This is a genomic window from Halalkalibaculum sp. DA3122 (assembly GCF_043951865.1).
Classification (GTDB): Bacteria; Bacteroidota; Rhodothermia; order Balneolales; family Balneolaceae; genus JAMQKA01.
On the sequence record NZ_JBINJF010000001.1, the window covers coordinates 124598 to 143508 of the forward strand.

Annotated in this window: 11 protein-coding genes; all 11 read right to left on the minus strand. The window is 45.9% G+C overall.

Annotated features, from left to right (window positions below):
• Positions 1–33: 33 nt before the first annotated feature.
• The 11 genes from ACG2F4_RS00485 to ACG2F4_RS00535 all read right to left on the minus strand — a co-directional run bounded on the left by ACG2F4_RS00485 (position 34) and on the right by ACG2F4_RS00535 (position 18858).
• Positions 34–1407 (minus strand): hypothetical protein, encoded by a 1374-nt coding sequence (locus ACG2F4_RS00485; RefSeq protein ID WP_395257186.1) that lies wholly within the window; start codon positions 1405–1407, stop codon positions 34–36.
• A gap of 360 nt (positions 1408–1767) precedes the next feature.
• Positions 1768–3747, minus strand: coding sequence for a DUF5060 domain-containing protein (locus ACG2F4_RS00490; protein WP_395257188.1), 1980 nt, complete (start codon positions 3745–3747; stop codon positions 1768–1770).
• Positions 3748–3794: 47 nt separating this feature from the next.
• Positions 3795–4979, minus strand: a complete 1185-nt coding sequence (locus tag ACG2F4_RS00495; RefSeq protein ID WP_395257190.1) for a serine hydrolase domain-containing protein — start codon at positions 4977–4979, stop codon at positions 3795–3797.
• Between the two features lie 60 nt (positions 4980–5039).
• On the minus strand, positions 5040–5951 hold the full coding sequence (locus tag ACG2F4_RS00500; protein WP_395257192.1) for a hypothetical protein: 912 nt from the start codon (positions 5949–5951) through the stop codon (positions 5040–5042).
• Between the two features lie 140 nt (positions 5952–6091).
• Positions 6092–8389, minus strand: a complete 2298-nt coding sequence (locus ACG2F4_RS00505) for a DUF6797 domain-containing protein (protein WP_395257194.1) — start codon at positions 8387–8389, stop codon at positions 6092–6094.
• Between the two features lie 460 nt (positions 8390–8849).
• On the minus strand, positions 8850–10157 hold the full coding sequence (locus tag ACG2F4_RS00510; RefSeq protein WP_395257196.1) for an FG-GAP repeat domain-containing protein: 1308 nt from the start codon (positions 10155–10157) through the stop codon (positions 8850–8852).
• Positions 10158–10241: 84 nt separating this feature from the next.
• Positions 10242–10763 carry a plastocyanin/azurin family copper-binding protein gene (locus ACG2F4_RS00515; protein ID WP_395257198.1) on the minus strand — a complete coding sequence of 174 codons (522 nt, stop codon included), beginning with the start codon at positions 10761–10763 and terminating at the stop codon, positions 10242–10244.
• A gap of 45 nt (positions 10764–10808) precedes the next feature.
• Positions 10809–12392, minus strand: coding sequence for a sulfatase (locus ACG2F4_RS00520; RefSeq protein WP_395257200.1), 1584 nt, complete (start codon positions 12390–12392; stop codon positions 10809–10811).
• A gap of 356 nt (positions 12393–12748) precedes the next feature.
• Positions 12749–13414: a hypothetical protein gene (locus tag ACG2F4_RS00525; RefSeq protein WP_395257202.1), complete on the minus strand. Its 666-nt coding sequence runs from the start codon at positions 13412–13414 to the stop codon at positions 12749–12751.
• A 101-nt stretch (positions 13415–13515) separates the two neighbouring features.
• On the minus strand, positions 13516–15297 hold the full coding sequence (locus ACG2F4_RS00530) for a RagB/SusD family nutrient uptake outer membrane protein (protein ID WP_395257204.1): 1782 nt from the start codon (positions 15295–15297) through the stop codon (positions 13516–13518).
• A 48-nt stretch (positions 15298–15345) separates the two neighbouring features.
• Complete coding sequence (locus ACG2F4_RS00535) at positions 15346–18858, minus strand: SusC/RagA family TonB-linked outer membrane protein (protein WP_395257205.1); 3513 nt, start codon at positions 18856–18858, stop codon at positions 15346–15348.
• Positions 18859–18911: the final 53 nt, after the last annotated feature.

An 18911-nucleotide genomic window follows, 5' to 3' on the forward strand; every position in this document is an offset into this window, starting at 1 on the left:
ATACCAACGGTAACGATGAACCGCCCCCGTAAATCAATACCTCCCTCCATATGGCCACCATGGATTCCTATAATAAGGGGATTCAATCGCTATTTCCCTGCCATTATTCTGATATGAGGCCCGTGCCCGTACCCAGTGTTCATCTTCGGGAATCTGTTCGATATGGAACTCATACGGTTCCTGGCTGGCTGTAGCCACAATTTCATTGTCTATCATTAAGTCTATGGATTTGATGACAGCGTTGGAGCGTCCTTTCTCAACATGCACCGTAACTGCTCCAATCTGGCCCGGCCACTCCATCCGCAGTTCCGGTGTTCCGGGTTTTCCGGTGATTTCTGCCAGCTTGTCAAAAAAAGCTCGTTTGCGATCGGATGAAATGTGCCAGTTTACCGGCACACTTTGATAGCCTAAATTGTAATCTTCATTTTCTTCCGGTAACCGAAAATCGAAATATCCCCATGAGGTATAGTTCCGGGCACTAACAACAAAGTTATTTCCTTCATCTCCCCATCCCTGTTCTTCAACACGCCAAGGTTGGTCGTCTTCATTGCTCACGATCGGCATAGGCGTATAAACATCCATCGCCCGGACTTGGCGAATCATTTCAGTTATCCGAGAAGGATTCTCAACACCGTTTCCGTGGAGTAAAACATAGTCAGATGCGTCAACGATGTTCGCCGGTGGTACTCCGCCTCCTCCAAGTGATGTACTGACATAAAGAGATCGGCCATCCCTTTCAATATTACCGGCTCTTTCGATCAATTCGTGTACGCGATCACACTTGAGAATAGGAGTTTCGGAATATGCCACGTTGCACTCATTGTTGATTTCAATAATTACGTTCGTGTATTTTTTTTCCAGCAGCCATTCAGTCACATTGTCGACCGCCTGTATCACCGCCTCCTCGTTCTCAAAGTTTCCGTCCTGTCCAAAGTAGAAATAACCGAGGATAACGACCATTCCCAGCTCATCAGCCCTGTTTAGTACACGCTCGAGCCGGTTCATGTAGTCTGATCTCAAAGAACCGTCCGGTGCAAATGCGGAGTTGTCCCAGCGCTGTTCGCTGCAATAACCGTACGGGCAACCGCCCTGGAGGTTAAGAGCAATACCGAGCAGACCGTGCTCACGCCAAGTAGCCATGGCATCGTTAAACTCCCTTGTATTGCGGTCAGGATCCCATCGCCGCGTATCGGGGTAGGCCCATTGTCCACGAGTTTTTGTATTCAGGTCGTCAAATATTCCTTGCACCAGACGGGCATTCATTAGAAGTCCCTCGATCAAAACCTCCTTGCCATCAGAAGGCGTCCAAGTGCGCCCTTCGTAAGTCGGGGAACCGTTAATGTAAAACTGCTCTCCGACGATAGTCACCTTTGTTTTCCGTTCCTGTGTATGTGATTCTTTGTCCATCTCACAGCCGGAGGTAATAAAGAGGATAGATAAAGCAACTATGCTTCCGGCAAATATATTTTTAACTACTTTTTTTATAAATAGTATTCTCATATTGTTCTGTTCTGATAACAGTTGTTGTGTTTACCCGGATTATTCGTAAGAAAATGAACTATCGAACGTCGACCATTTGATGGATAAATGATGTAATCCATAGCTCATATTTGGGTGACGGGACAAAGGCTGCGTAATTTAATAGGAGCCCGTGTTGTCCCGAAAATAGCTTTAACGTACCCATCTAGGATTTCGAGCGTTATTATCGGGCTCCTTTCATAAGAATTTACTCTGAATTATCCGGGGTTAATCTCTCTTTGAACCGTGTTATTGCTTTCGCACCAGTATGACCCAGTCCTGTCGTTCTTCAGCTTCCACCGGTGGGATACCCAAAGAAACACGGCCAGGGCCATTTACCTCAACGACGCGTCCCCTTCGTACCACCGGAGACTTGACGTTGGGCACAGCTGAAAGTACACTTTCCGGCTCTCGCGAATACGTTTCCGGGACTTCCAGGACCCGTCCCTGTTGCAGTTCGCCCCCTTCACGCGGATTAAACCATTCTACCGAGTACGTTCCGGAATCTTCGAGCAAAAGGGTAGAGGCGCCGCCATCCGGTAGGTAAATCACATATACTTCCCCCGGATCTGCAAAAACAAAATCCTTTTCACTGCGCGTCAGACCGTTTGCATTATCCATTTCCCAGAAAGGAATGTTATTGTCACGATAAAAATCCATTGCGATTCGCGTATAATCCCACAAGGCGTCCCTGCTTCGCCAGTCTTCCGCATTCAGGTCATTTTGCTCCTCACTATACCCGAAATACCATTCCGAACCGTCCCCCCCGGCAGCAATGGTTGCCCAGTAGACTGCCCGGGCATCATCCTGGTTATAGTTGTCATCCCAGTCGTCGGTTGTAACGCCAAGGCCACCGCTGCCGGCTTCATCAAGCGATACATTCCAGTTGCGACTGGACTGGTCCGACATTTCCACCAGGGATCTTATCCTGTTAAAATTATCCCACGGCTGCATGTTATTGGTTTGCACGGAGGGACCTTCAAAATATTCGAAGCCGACAAGGGGTCCATACACTTCATCATAATCCCCGGGATAGGAATGAATAACCACGGGGTGGTCGTACGGATCGAGGTCGTGGATATATTTTGCATACGATTTTGCCAAATCCATATCGCGGTCTCCCAACTCATTCCAAAGATCATGCTCTTCCCCAAGATTCCAGTTGAGGGCGTGGTGGTGGGCAAACCGGGCTACCAGTTCCCGGTAATACAGCTTCCGTTCGGTTCCCAGTTCACCGCCATCCAGCAACTGATCATTTTCAGTTTCCTGTGTCTTAAAATGAGCAAACAAGCCGAGTTCATCAGCATGAGTGAATACCATTTCCCATTGTGCCAGCTTGGAAACATCGTAACGACCGGTTTCCGTATGGTTGATCCAGGGCCACACATTTTTCCCGTCACCGCCGGCCGTCATCGTGATGAACGAAAAAGCATTCATCCCTTTCTCAGACAGGTAATTGAGGGCGCCGATGAGTCCCTTGCCCTTGTCGCCCTGCCATACGGGATCTCCCGGGTTCCAGTCTTGTACATGTGCGTTGTATGATTTTAGCGGTGCAGGGCCTCGTCGGTCGTTATGCTGAGTGCTTCCCCACAGTAGCTCATCACTATAACTGTGGCTGGTTGATCCTGTTTGCAGGTAGGTGCCATCAAAATCCTCATATGCCAACAGCGTTTCGGGGGCATCGGCTCCGCCTTTCATGAACCACTCTCCGTTATCAAACTGCAGGTACCGTTCTCCCACGTAGCGGAGCATCCCCTTTCCGCGATGGTCGCGGCCACTTTTGTCTGTTTCCGAAATATTCAACGTGCCGGTGGCTCCGTCAAAAGAAGTCGCTTCTCCTGCATTCGGATCCAATTTAATCGCCACCTTGTCACCCTGGCGAAAGGAGGCGACATAGGTCCATTCCCCCGTTTGATCCGGTGTAAAATGGACCCGCCATTTGTTGCCTGAAGTGGCGCTTGTTTCCGCAGCATTGCCATCGGCAGCAAAGTAGCCGGGAACCACGTACGTGCTCTGACCACTTTCATGCCGGAATGTGACATTTAGCCGATAGCCCAAAAACGGGTTGAAGGCATCGGTCTCACTGACTTCGGGTCCGTCAAATGTAATAGTGATCGGGTGCCACTTTTTTTGTTCGCCATCAATCGAACCGCTAGATTGAGCTAATATGATGTCCGGTCTTATCAGCAATGCTGATATTAGAATCATAAAAAAAGTTAATTTCTTCATAGTATTCATGTTTTAATTGTAATGGTTTATATTTGCTTTAAGCATTTCTACTTTACAGCCTTACCTATTTTTTGAATAAATTGACTATTAATTTTGTCGGTGATTACTTTGTCACTTTGGTCCAAACCCAATCGTACCAACACCATATTCCATTCAGGAATAATAAAAAGATTATTATTGTTATGGCCCCAGGCTGCAAATGTGCCTTTTGGTGCACCTGGCCATTTCCTATCCCCATTCGGTTTGACACCATTAACCCACCAGTTAAACCCGTAGATGCCACTACCTTCTATTCCACTTTCGAAATGTCCCAGGGGGAGTGAGGCTGGAACTTGTACGGCACTGGCTTTCTGTATCCAATCCTTTGGAATCAACTGTTTGCCATCCCAGTTACCCTGATTTAGGAACAGATGGCCAAAACGGGCAATTTCTCGTGCTGAAATGAAAATATGATTACTGTTATTGCCCGCACCTCCATTGATTTTATATCCCCCGAACTCGCCGAAATCTCCCCACCGCCACTGATCAGGATTTACACCTATGGGGTCCAAGACTCGACGTTTGATAAAATCCTCCAGTGGCTCCCCAGCAATTCTGGTTAAAATATTTGCAAATTGATTCATAGCTGAATCCCAATAAGCGTACTTTGAACCAGGAGGTGTAAACAACGGGTCACCGGGAATAAACGGTGTTGTACTCGGACCATGTGTATAATCGCCGCGCGGCTCGTCGCCATGCGCTCTGTACCCGGATGTCATGGTTGCGAAGTGTCTGAGTTCCAACTCGGGATAATTTTCATCCATTTCTGGGATAATATCCCTCGCGAGGGTATTAATATTGGCCTTGCCGTCACCTATCAACAAGCCTAGAACTGTACTGGTAAAAGATTTGGTCACTGACCAGACACCATGTACTTTATCCACGTTTTCACCTTCCCAAATCAGATATCCATTCCGTATAACCATTAATTCTTTTACTCCATCGAATCCGGAATTTTCCTCTAAAAAAAGAATCGCCTCGTTCAATTTTGAGGAGTCTATTCCCTGTAATTCAGGTTCAGTTTGCTCCCATTTATCTCCCGGAAATATCGTATCCTCGTTTTGTCGTAAAGTATCTTGAGTAGCTACAATTTTGTCACTCTTGCTTGTTCCATTTTGTTTCTGATTCTTTACTTCATCACAAGCAATCATTAAGAACAATAATAGACTTGTAATGGAAATTTTTATTTTCATGATTACGTAAACTTTATAATTCACCAATTGAGATCCCTACCACGAATTTGCATCCATCCACTATTCAACAGGTTTAAATGGGTTTTCAAGACGAGCATTGATGAAGTCACTAATTTGATCATGGCCCATTTCCTTGTCCAGGAAGCCAAATACGGCCACACCATCGGTGCCAGTCAGGGCATGCTCATCCTCATCCCGGCCATAGCTGAAGATGACCATGTTGTCCGGCTGCGCCCAGCCTTCATCCCCGCCCTCGGTATGGCCTTTTGCACCTACATACAGAATTTGGCTGGCCTCTTTATCGGTAAAGTAGAAAAACGGGGAGGGGAAATCGTTTCCAAATTCCGGGTTGAGGTAGCCAAGGCCCCTGGCGTTTTCCAGTCCATACTTAACCCCATCTTCCAGCACATAATGCTGCTGTTCAATATCCATCTGGCCGGCAATCGGACCTTCAAACAGGAAAGCGTAGGGCTGTCTCGCCTCCAACACTTCTATAGCTGCATGACTAGGAAAAAAATGATAGAGTACCCTGTAATTGTCATTCCAGGATTCTAAAATCAGATGTTCACCTCGGAGTGTATCCGTAAAATTGATCGGAATAGTATTCGTATCAATCCAGCGTGAATCCCCTCCTCCACGGCATGGATGACCGAATCCGTCGGGACCAAAGTTGGGCCACCCTCTCCACTCCCGGTTATCGACACAGTCATTGCCTATCCAGTCATTTCCCTCGCTATCGATGGCGGATGAAAATCCCGTACTTGTATACCCTGAGTCAGCATGTTCATATTCAAAATGCCAGGTCCCATTTGCCGTTTCAATCTTCCAGGTTTGGTAATCAAACCTTTGCTCTTTCGTCACTACTACAGTATTCCCCCGGTTAGCAGCAGGCTCACTTGTCTTTTGGTCTTCCTGACAGCCGTACATAAAAAACAGAAGGGGCAAACTGAGACCAACAATTAATGACTTCATATGGCTTGTATTATGTAATTATGTTTTAAATCGATTCTATGTTTACATCATTAATTTCCCGTGGCATACCGGATGCCGCCCCATACATGCTGCAGAAACAACACACCTGTTAGAATTAAGATGTTAGTTTGGGATTTGAGCTATTCCTCAAATCTTTCGGTTGGAACCCGGTGGATAGTTTTATGAATCATGTGACTCAGGTTCGTCCCATCTGCGGTGGAGATCTGGTAATTTATCGACATTACCAGTCCCAATGAGGCTTCAATCATATCCGGCAATTCCTCCAGTGTACCCAGTGAGCTGCGTACCATTCCCGGTCTTAGAGCCGGGATTTCCAGGAATACCGCTCTACCGTCATCAGATAAGCGAACTGACTCAACATGTACCGGATCAGGATGGGTTTCTCCAGGATTTTCTACCGAATACAACTGTCCCCGCGTACCATATTGGCTCGTCCACGGATACGTCCATTGTTGCAATTCATAATTCTCCAGGTCTGCAGCTGTCTTGGGGTCCAGTTGTTGATTAAACCGCAGTTCAAGTCCCCCGGCTTTCGTATTAAGGGCTACCGGCAGGTTCAAAGGCTGCCCGGTATACCGTACGCGGTGAAAAGAACCCCAGTCTTCTCCAATTGATTGCCAGCTTGTCATTCCGGCAATATAGAGATGCCCATCTTCGTGGAATCTTCCGCGTTCCAGACCTGATTTAAACATGAGAGGCAAGTTTAAGTGAGCCCCCTGCCATACTCCGCCAACGTCTTCTTTTAAGATCAATGAAAGGTTAGCCCTGCCATAAGAGGCCAGCAACAGGTCATCCTGCAGTTCAGCGGGCCACTTATCTGACTCAATAAACATCGGTTTAGCCGGTGAATTGTCAATATAATGGGGCGTCCAAATAAGCGGTGGCACAAAGGATTCCGGTTGTTCAGGCTGATGGGCCGAGGGGATAAAACCGTGGAATTCTCCCTTTTTTATTCTATGTACTTTGCTTGTAGGAACCCAGTTGCCTTCATTATCAGCATATACCATCTCGCCGTCGGAACCGACGTCCAACCCATTGGGGTTGCGCAGACCTCTGGCAATGGCTTCAAGCTTTTCGCCATTTGGTGACAGTTTAAAAAGAACCCCGTGATGTGGAGTCACCTCTGCATCCCTGGGCGGGCCCTCTCCCCTGAGATAGGGGGGCCAGGGAGTTGATTTTGCAAAATAGAAATTCCCCTGGGAGTCCGTCTCCAGGTTCATTGTAAATGCATGAAAATTGGTTGAGGCCATCAGATCATTATTGAAGTTTTCATAAAAATCTGCGTAGCCGTCATTGTTTACATCATGCAATCGTGTAATCTGGTCGCGCCCGGTAACGTAGATTTTATCATCAACCACCTTAACGCCACTTGGTTGAAAAAGGCCGGTTGCATAGCGATGCCAGCGGAGTGTTCCCAGATCTTCTCTGATCCCCTCTACCAGCCATACATCTCCACTCAGAGAGGCGACTACGGCACGGCCATCAGACAAGAAGTCCACATCCATTAACCTGATGAACGAATTCCAGGGATTGGGTTCAGGCACTGTGAGCTCATCCACGGTAAACGGTCCATCTTCTTCCCCCATTACAGCCTCCGTTTCCAGGGGTTTCCACTGGTCCGGTCCCGGTTTTTTCAGTTCAGAAAGATCAGATACACTTGCAGCCCGTTTTAGATACCCTTCCATATAACCTGCTTCCTCGCCGGGTAAAATCGGACCGATAGCAAGTTTAAATCGAGTAGGCTTCATGAGAGCAGGCAGATCGAGTATGAGATGGCGGTTTGTAATTCTCCATTCGGCCTCATCGGGAATTCCCTGCGCTCCGACCGTACGGGTGTTGTTTCCAACTTGTATTTTTATGTACTCTTTGGAATTGGAAACAGATTGTATTACCGTTCTTGCGCTATCCGGTACTTGCAACACATGTAAAGAGAGCGTCTCCTCCGTGGGACTCAAATTAAACGTTCTCGTAAATACCGGGTGAGTATCCACACGGTCAAAACCCGGCAGTTCCAGGATATCACTGTCACCAATGGTATATGAAAACAGAACCTGTTTCCCATGGGTATACAGTCCCTTGTAATGGCCCTGCTCTTTGGGTATAGGTCCATATGGCCATCTCCTGGGATCATCAAATTCTCCATCGAGCGTCCATCCGGGTGTCTGACTCGTCTCGAAATGGGTAATACCAGCAGGGCTGGGCCAATCCTCAAGCCCGTCCCGCGCCAGGTACCACTGGAGAAATCCCCCGGTCCAGGCACCAGCCATGCGCAGCAGATCCGTGTCAAATGTTATTACGGCCTCTGGATCCTCTCCCACTTTAACAGCTATTCCTTTATACACAAATATGCTGCTGGTCGTAACCGGATCATGGGTAATCGTAGAGGTTACAAATGGCCCATGGTCCATCGGATTCATATTGTCAGAGGGCTGAAACTGGGCCTGTGTAGTTTTCGGCAGGCCTAAAGAAGCAAACCATAAACATACTGAAGATAGCAATACCTGTTTTAAAACATTCATCTTATAAACCATGTTAACATTTAACTTATCAATTTTTATTTGAACTCATCTCAAGAGGGCTTTGCAAAACCAGGGGTCTTGGTCAAGATCAAAGCCTGAGCGGATTCGGAACCGCAGTTTATACTCCATAAATGAGGATTTCGAATCTGCGAAAATACCGATATTGGTCAAAACAACGGTTTTGCAAAGCCCTCCTCAACTATACTCATGGCCACTGGTGAACAGCTGTATGTTTAAAAAACCAGCTCTAATCAGCCATCCCAAAGTGGAAATAACCAATCCCTACCCACCGACTGATCGTTATGTCCCCCGGCGGGATTGACTTAATGTTCAACCAGCAAAATGGATTATTAAAATTTCACTCCAGGATGGATTTGTTTTCCAGGAATATTACAAATGCTCTACCTCCCAAAGCGTTGTTATCTGACGGGCTCCAGGGCTTTCCAACGATATCAAGCATACCATTGCCCGTAACGTCTCCAAATACAATCTCGTGACCACCAAGATTTTCATCAGAAATCACATGTTCTTTCCATTCAACGGTTGGATTGTTGGACCAGGAAGGACCGACTCCAAGATTTTCCCATAAATAATAGCGCGGATTTAATTCCCCGTTTTCTCCCGGACGAGCCCGCTGCCAGTCCTGTTCAGCCGAAATAACATCAAGTTTGCCATCTCCGGTAAAATCAGCCACACCCAGGGAATGCAGACCTCCCATTACACGATCCCATCCTGCAATTTCATGCCGGTGCCACTCTATTGTTCCATTGGAATCCGGACCAAGGTTCTCCATCCACCAGACTCTGCCCCCTCGCATTTCTTCTACGGTCTGGACTACATCTGGTCGCCCGTCTTGATTTATATCAGCGACCCACGATCTTGCCGCATCGGCTGCCCAGCTTGGCTCGCCCTCCGGCAGGGGCATGAAGGGGCCCAGATCATGTTTCTCCCATTCGGTCCCCTCTCCATCAACATTTTCATACCATACATCTGTACGAACTACATCAGTGTCTCCGTCTCCATCAAGATCTCCAAATCCCTTGGGTGCTACACCGCCATGGACAGGTTCTCCAATGTCATGTCGTATCCATGAATCTGTGGGATCACTGGGAATCTCATACCACCGAAAGTTATTCCGATCCGACATTGTAATCATATCCATTCGTCCATCCCCATTGATATCAGCTACGACCTGATCGTGGATAGAGCCATCCATAATGTCTTCATCGAATACAATTTGCTTATACGGTTCGTTGAGATCACCAGAATTCCGGTACCATGCGCCACCTACCACGTAGTCGGGCAGCCCGTCACCATCTACGTCCAATACAGTACCACCGGCATCGGTTGGTGGATTTTCGCCCACTATAAATTTGGTCCAATACCCAGGTTCATGATATTTGTATACATATATTTTATCCGTATCACGCGAACTCATGATGAACTCAAGATTTTCATCACCATCCATATCAGCAAGAGCTGTATTGGAAAACGCCCCCCCGATAAGAGAATCATCAATGATATGTGTTCTGAATTTTACTTTTTGTTCGCTATTTGAACTTTGTGCCATGGTGTCAACAGCTGAACCCACCATCAACACCAGGAGGAAGGCAACTGTAAGGTTTAGGCACTTTTTACTTCGATATACCGTGTTATTTGTAGCCATAATGGATAAACTGGTTGAACATTAATTGTTGTTGTGCAAGACTTTTCTTCGTTGATTCTATAAATGTTGTACCACTTGAAGATCTTATTCCGTTGAGATTAACCGACCCTGCATCTGGGTCCAGTGAGCAGAGTATGTACAGATGTATGGATATGTCCCAGGTGGCGGTACCTCAAAAACAACTTCTACTGTATCACCGGAATAAGCCAATGCACTGTATGCGAGAATACGATCCATTTCTTTCTCCGGAATCCAATCATTGGATATTGCCTGAAGAGCCGCAATACCCACCGGTCTGATATCCTTTTCTTCCCGGACCAATACAATGTTATGACTCATATCACTGTCATTGATATATACAATCTTTAAAATACTACCCGCTTTGGCACGTATCTCTGTTACAGAATAACTCAGTTCAACCCCTTCTGATCTGATCTCTACAACAGTGGTATCACCATACTCCTTATGATGCCCATTAGTTTTATATGGTGTGTTTTCTATGATATCATCATTCAAACTATTTATTCCTGTCGTACGCGCATGCGTTGTGATAACAAAAAGAGGTATAAGCAATAAGGTGATACACATTAAAAAATGATTCTGCATAAAAATTTTTATCTGCTATGTATTCAAATGATTATTGACCAAGAATTACTGTCGCTGATCGATTTTGTTGACAATTTCATTTTCTGTTTGCAGCCGATCCTGTTGTACATTCTCCCACATGGCCAGAAGTTCCTCTTTCATTTCTTCATACAGTTCAGGCTTAAACGATGACATTTCCACCTTTTCCAACGGATCCTTCTCCACGTTATATAATTGAAACACTGTCGGCTTTTTGAATTGCTCCTCTCTTCCCTCGGTATACCCTCTCATCACATACGGTCCCCTTGATATAACCACCTTCGGAACCGGTAAGTCAAGTGGTTCGGGTCCAACATACTTTTGATTGTAACCATTGCCTGCTATTGCCCACTCCTGGCCGGTAAGTTCATTCTGCCAGTATAAAGGTTTATCCCTCTCTATTTTTTCATTCTTTAGCAGCAAAGGTACAAGACTTTCACCATCCAGATCCAGATTCTCCGGTATTTCTGTTCCTGTCAATTCAGCCACGGTAGGCAGTACGTCGACCGTTGAGTTGGGTTCACTGGTAATTCCGGGTTTTATTTTGCCCGGCCATCGAACCATACCAGGTACCCGAATTCCACCTTCATACAATTGTCGCTTTTGTCCGAACAACGGATAGGAAGTCCCATAAGAGCGATGAGCACCCCAGTATACATCGCGTACTTCAGGTCCATTGTCACTTGAAAAGAAGATTATGGTATTTTCGAGTATGGTGTCTTCTACTTCCCACTGCTGATCAAGAAAATCCAGAATCCGCCCTATATGATGATCCAGGTAGGTTACATTGGCATAGTACTTATTTTTCGGAACATTGCCCGTATTGTACAAAGCATTAAAAGCCGGAGGATTCTGTACTTTTTCATGAACGGCATCATAGGGAAGGTACAAGAAAAAAGGTTTATCAGGATTTCTTTTATGTTGGAGCCAATCGATTGCCCTGTCCGTTATAATTTGAGAGGAATAGCCCTGAATTACACCCAGATGTTTGCCGGTCACCTCCTCATTTGACAAGTAAAAATCGCCCGGGTTACGCATCGCATTCGTCTGTAAACTGGCCGTTCTGTGTGGATTTTCCTTGGAGACAAACGCATAATCAAATCCCTGTTGATTGGGAAAAGAACCGGTCCACCCTGTCCAGTTTTCGGGTTCTGTCCAGTCCGCGCCGTTTAAATGCCACTTGCCAAAAATGGCCGTTTGATAACCATTTTGTTTTAACAATTCCGCGATAGTTACCTCTTTACCGCTTAAAAAATATTGGTCATCTTCCTCCAAATCGTTTATCCACCGATTGATATTATGCCTAGTCGGAGTCTTTCCCGTCAATAAACCAGCCCGGGAAGGTGAACAGGTAGGGTCCGCAGCATAATGCCGCGTAAAAACCAGCGCCTCTTTGGCGAATCGCGATAGATTTGGAGTTTTTATATATGGATTGCTGAATTGATCAACACCCTCCAATTCAAGGTTTAGGTCTCCATATCCCAGATCATCAACTAAAATATATATTATATTCACACCATCGCCTCCATCTAAATTTTCTATAGCAATAGCTTCTATTGCAGAAAAGAAGAAAAACAGAAGCAGGCTAAATGGTGCTAAAATTTTCCGCATGAGATTGATATTCGTGTTGGAGCCTATTTTTCCGGGGTCTCGGCTTTAACGTTTCACTTAACAAGCCACCCTGAACTATTACTGCCATCCGTAACTAGTGTACGCCGCCAAACCCTGGATTTCGGCCGTTACTGGCAGAACGCGGATACCACCAATCAGGCTGATCTATGCAGGTAGATCATGTGAAGGTATGCTTCGGAACACCTATTCTGTGGTTAATCCGCAGTATAAGCCTCATCTGCGTTCCAGTATCCCGTAAACCCGAATGGTTATGGTTGACTGGACACTAACACCTACCTGCCAGATTCCCGATCTATTACGTTATTCTATCGCTATCTATCTTCATATTGGAATATTTAGGGAGCCTCGATAGCAATTGGGACACTATAATTCCATTCGGTTGTCTGGTCAGACCGCGCGGCCACACGGATATATAAATTGCCACCGCCCCTTTCTTCCGCCATCTCCAGGAGCTCAGAATCAAGTGTAACAGTTGCAGTTCCCGAATTGCTGCCTAGCGTTTCCTGTCGGGTTTGCCACCTGGGACCATTGCCGGTGTTGACACCCACTTTGGCAACCGAACTCACCAGCACAACTCGTTCTTCTGCTGTATGTCCCTGGCTGGGAGTTATCTCATAATTGACTTCAAGATCGCCACCGGAAACGGTAGCTGTGGGCTCAGGAATCACCAAATAGGGTGTAACGGTAATGTTATGTTCTACAGGGTCACCTGTGAGATCCACATTCTGGTCGCCTGGGCCATCAACAGGACCTTCAATCCAAACGGTATAAGACTGTGGATACAACTGCAGATTTGAATAAGAACCATCGCCGTTAACCCTCAATTCCAGCGGTACCCGATCCTCTTCCCCCAAAACAAATACCGTTAAAGCTGCATTTGAGATATCCCCGGAAACCGGATTTCCATCCTGATCGAGTATCATGCCACTGATCTGGCCATCATAACCAAAATCAGTGACCGTCTCGCTACAACTCGATAAAACGACTACACAAATTGCCATCAGTACTAAAGTCGGAATTTTTCTAATTGTTATAGCATTCATTTTCATCTTATTTAAATTGCAAATTTATTTTTTGAATAGAATTTGGAACAGCCACTCCCTTAGTACCCGGGGTTCTCCACCAAGTCTCCATTTTCTTCAATTCTGCTATTGGTAATCGGATTGTAATAATGCTCCGGCCGAAACTCACGCTGCGTCGCTTCAGCATCCATAGGAATAAAGTAAAATTGACCTGTCTCATGGTGTAAAATAGTCCGGACTCCCTGTACCCTTTGGCCATCCAATCTATCCTGGGCAATTCTCCATCTTCGCAGATCATCCCATCGATGAGCTTCATATACCAACTCACTCGTTCGTTCTCTTCTCACCCGTTCACGCGTTATTGTTCCTGCATCCAACTCTGGTAAACCGACTCTTTCGCGTGTGTAGTTGAGAAATTCAGCTGCATCAGCCAGATTACCCAGTTCAAATTCACTCTCTGCTGCAATTAAATACATCTCGGCCAATCGCAACTCTTTCCAATTGTTATCTTCTCTATCATCCGGTATCAGTATATCTTCATCGGGCACATATTTATAGAGTAAAAGTCCCGTGGATGGAAAGAATTGATTAGCCTGCCTTCGACTGGCATCTCCAACGGTGGGAGTACCTTCAAAATTTACACCGACTTCCGAAATTATATTGTCCGGGTTGGTCCCTCCTTGTGTCGGATCCAGACCTTCATATGATTGTACAACGTTACCTCCATATAAATCACCCTGAAACAGGACTTGTGCATGGACTCTCGGGTCTTTATTGGCCCAGGGCGCAGCACCATTATCATATAAGTTATCTGGCCCTAAATCCGGATTGGTGAACGTACCGTCCAAATTTTCAAAACTCATTACATGTCCCAGTGTGGGATTCAATTCCGAACCCTGTCCTTCTGAAAATGGAGTCGGTTGAACCTGGTGAGCGAACGGATGGTTAATTTCAACGCCGTTATATATTCTTTCAAATATAATCTCCGGATTTGAGTCTTCAACGAAAATATTCCAATAGGTTTGGGCCGGGTCGCCCCCTTGAAGTAATGAATAAGCCCCAGAATTAATTACCTGCTGGGCGGCATCACTTGCTTTTTGGTAAAATTCGTCAGCCCTGGATGATGGAATGCCTGTTAGCCCGTTATCTGCCAGCGTGCCAAAATTTGCAATTGAAGCCGACCAAAGATTCGCCCGTGCTTTATAGGCATAGGCCGTCCATTCGTTAACACGGCCTTTTTCTTCGGGATTTCCCAATCCCGCTAACATACCCGCTGCTGTTTCCAACTCCGTGTCTATAAAGTCGGCGAGTGCTTCCTCCGTACTTCTTACCCGATATTGCTCCGGGACCTCCTCAAACGGATCGAGCACAACATCAACCAGGGGTACGCCTCCGTACCTGGACTGCATTTTAAAATAGACGGCCGCCCTCAATACCCTGGCTTCGCCTTCAAGCCGGGACTTGAAATCTTCAGACAATTCGGAAGCCCGGATATTTTCTATAAAGGAATTCAGATCCCTTATATACTCGTAGTCCCATAACCCTACACAATCTGTCTCTGCATCCATTCCGCCATGAGTTCTACAACCCTCAAAGTTACCCCCTCTCTCAGTGCCTAAATCGTGATGTCCAAGCGTGCCGTCAAAACGCAAGCCGGGACTGTTAAAACCGTTAAAGGGGAACCCTGCGTACAAGTCTGCTGCCAGTGCCTCGGCAAAAGCTTCATCCTGAAATACCTGCTCAGCACTTACCCGGTCTCTCGGATCCTCATTAAGGTCCAAAACGCCCTCACAGGAAACCAAAACCAGAAGTAAAATGATAAGCGGTGCTACCGGTTTATATAATTGCTTTGTGTTTTTCATAACTTTATAAATTTGTTTTACCAGTGAATTTTTTGATTGAATTTCATTTTAGAAATCAATTTCAACCCCAAAATTGTACACGCGGGTCTGTGGATGATAATTTCCAAAAAATTGTGCAGGATTTTCATCAATCTCAGGGTCTAAAAAATCAAGATCTGAGAACGTTAATAAATTGGTTCCTCCTGTATACAATTTCACACCTCTTAATCCTAGTCCACTAACTAGGTCTGTGGGAACGGTATAGCTTATTTGAACCTGTTTGAGTCGCAAGTAGGATCCATCAATCAAAAACATGTCGTACTCGTCATCGAATATTCCCGAAGCTCGCGGCCATCTTGCCTCTTCTGCACTTACCGTGGGGAGGCCAAATTCATTTTCCGGGATATATGCATCCTTTATGTCCTTTTGCAGGGCAACCCCATTGGATGGGAACGGTTCCTCAAACTCACTCCAGTCAAGATTCCAGCCAAAAAGAGCCGCACCCTGCCAGAACGTGGAAAGCTCAAACCCTTTCCAGCCGACACGGGTATTGAATCCGAATGTAAACCGTGGCTGAGTACCGGAGCTGGCTATATACTTGTCAGCATCGGTAATCCTGCCATCGCCGTTTCTATCCACGACTTTTGCATCTCCCACCTGGATAGAACGATTTCCATTACCATCAATATCCGCCCAGCTATTGATCTCCTCCTGAGATGCAAACAACCCGTCAGTTTCATAATACCATATCTGCCCAAACGGACCTGAAACTGCTCGCCGGTCAATTTGCTTTTCACGTCGCTCTACTTCCTTGTTGATGAAATCAGGCTCATCTGTGTGTCTTACGATTTCCTCGTGGATCCCAAAATTAGCACCTACAGTATAATTCCAATCATTATTGACTCGATTGTTATGGCGCAGGCTGAATTCCAGTCCCCTGTTTTCAAATTCCTGGAAATTTTGTTGAGGCAACTCTGCTCCCACGACAGGCGGGACCTCTAAAATGCGTTGGCCCAGCACATCGAAACGATCCCGTTTAAAAATGTCAAATGAACCTTCCAATTTTCCCTCCCAGAAGGTGGCGTCTACACCGATATTCATGATGTCCATTTTTTCCCATGTAATATTCGGGTTGGGAAGGCCGTCGCTACTGATCGTTCGCCGAAGAGTATTGTCCTGGAAGATTACAAAATCATCAAATGAGTATGTTGACAGGAACTGGAAGTCACCGGCCCCGTCAAAACCAAGTCGTCCCCAGGAAGCCCGGAGCTTTAGGTTCGTCAGGAAATCCAGCGTCTCGCTCTCCTGCAGAAATGGTTCTTCTGTAATATTCCATGCCGCGGAAAAGGATGGAAAAAAACCCCACCGGTCACCTTCCGGGAACCGTATGGATCCATCATATCTTGCACTTGCCTCCAGGGAGTATTTATCGGCATAATTGTAATTAAGCCTGCCTATATGACCCATCCGTTTATTTCTGCTTATAACATCATTATTAAACATCTGGCTGGGCGGGCCCGCATTCAGTTGGGGGATGGGAAATTCGTATGCGATGCGGCTTGCATCAAATCGTTCAAAATCTTCCTGGATATATTCAAACACATACATGCTGGTTAATGTATGATCCTCCCCGAATGTGTGATTTCCATTCAGAAAGTATTGGAAATTAATATTTTCGATTTGAGTATTTCTTCGTTCGACCCTGGTATCAGCATTTAGAGCACGAACACGCTCATGCTGTTCCGTTTCTGCATTATAGCGATATTCCGGGCCTTCCTTTTGAAACATCTTATCCTGCAAATTGGTTGTCTGATAATTTAAAACAGCCCGTGTACTTAATCCCTGAAGCAGTTGATACTCCCCACTCAGTTTCAGGTCAATCAGCTGTCTCTGAAACTCCTGGGAACCGCCAATATATGCACTCGCTAAATTCAGAGGGTTTACGGTTTGTCCCCCAGGTGCACCTCTTGGAAACTCACGATGCCCGCCGGGAAGCTCTACAATGGAATGAAACGGACGCCACCGACCACTACGGGCAAAAATTCCCTGACCCTGCGACCAGTCTGTGCCTTCCATTTGGTTTCTAGGACCGTAAAAATCCTGCAGGTTGTAACTCATATCGAGACCAAAATCAAACCTTTCACTAATAGCCACATCCAGGTTACCACGAACCGTGTACCGGTTAAATTCAGTATCTGTACCACCAAAGACATTCTTTTCCAGTCCTTCTTGATTAAACAGGCTTCCGGATACAAAATAACGTACACGCTCACTCCCCCCCGATACAGACAGGTTATGAGTCATCATCGGTGCCGCATCACGAGGAATAAGTTCAAACATATCCACGCTAGGAAAATTTTCTGGGTCTGATCCATCATTATGCTGTCTGAACTCTTGGACCGTCTCCGGAGACCAGCGATAATCTTGACCACCATCACGATTTTCAATGTTGTACAAGGCCATATATTCCCAAGAGTCAATCGCATCTGGAACCATTGTCAGGCCTTGAAGTCCCACATCTCCCTTGTATGAGAACTGAATATCACCAACAGATCCCCGCTTGGTTTCAACCAGGACTACGCCATTTCCGGCTCTTGCTCCATAAACTGCCGCTGAAGCAGCGTCCTTCAGTACATTAATTTCAGCGATATCATTGGGGTTCAGATCCTGGAATACCTCCTTGTCAACAGGCATCCCATCAACAATAAAAAGGGGATCACCAAATCCACGTATGTTGATAGAGGTCTTATTATCACCAGGCTGGCCATTCTGATTTTTAATGAAAACGCCCGGAACTCGACCCTGCAATGCCTGACCTACAGTTGTTGATGTAACTCTGTTCATATCCTCCGGATCTGCTCTCCCAATACTTCCCGTTACATCAGCTTCTCTTTGCGTGCCGTAACCAACGACCACCAACTCTTCACCGGTAACCGCCTGGGTTTGCAGTTCGACATTTATTTCTGTTCTCCCATTTATTGGCACTTCCTGTCGTTGAAACCCTACAAATGAAAATACCAGTGTGTCTTGTAGTGAAGGTACATTTAACTGGTATTCCCCTGCAGCATCAGTGGAGGTACCGGTAGTTGTCCCCTTTATAACTACATTAACCCCTGGAAGTGGCTCACCAGATTCAGCATCAGTTACAGAACCGGTTACCTGCTCAATTACTACTTTATCCTGATGAGATAGGGCTATATTTTTTTCCCGCAACATAATATTGCGACCGGATGTAAATGGTTCTAATCCGGTATTTTCAAGCACCTCTTCCAACGCCCTGCTAAGTGATACCCCTTTTAGCTCAATACTGATCTTCTTCTCTGGCAACAGATCAGCATTATAGTAGAGACCTGCACCTGACTTTTGAGCAATTGATTTCAGGGCATCATCAAGTTCTACATTCTGCAAATTCAGACTGATAATGGGATTGGAATCGGTTAACACTCTCTGCCTTTCATTATAAGAGAGTTGCTTATCGACATCCTCATTAGATTCTGACTGCGCAAATGTTATCCCAACCATAAAAAAAGTTGTGATAACAAGCGCACCTAGCACCTGTAACGTTTGAATCGAATATTTCATAGTTTTCCATCCTTGTTTATTATAACTGTTATTTATCCCCTTGCATTAAATCC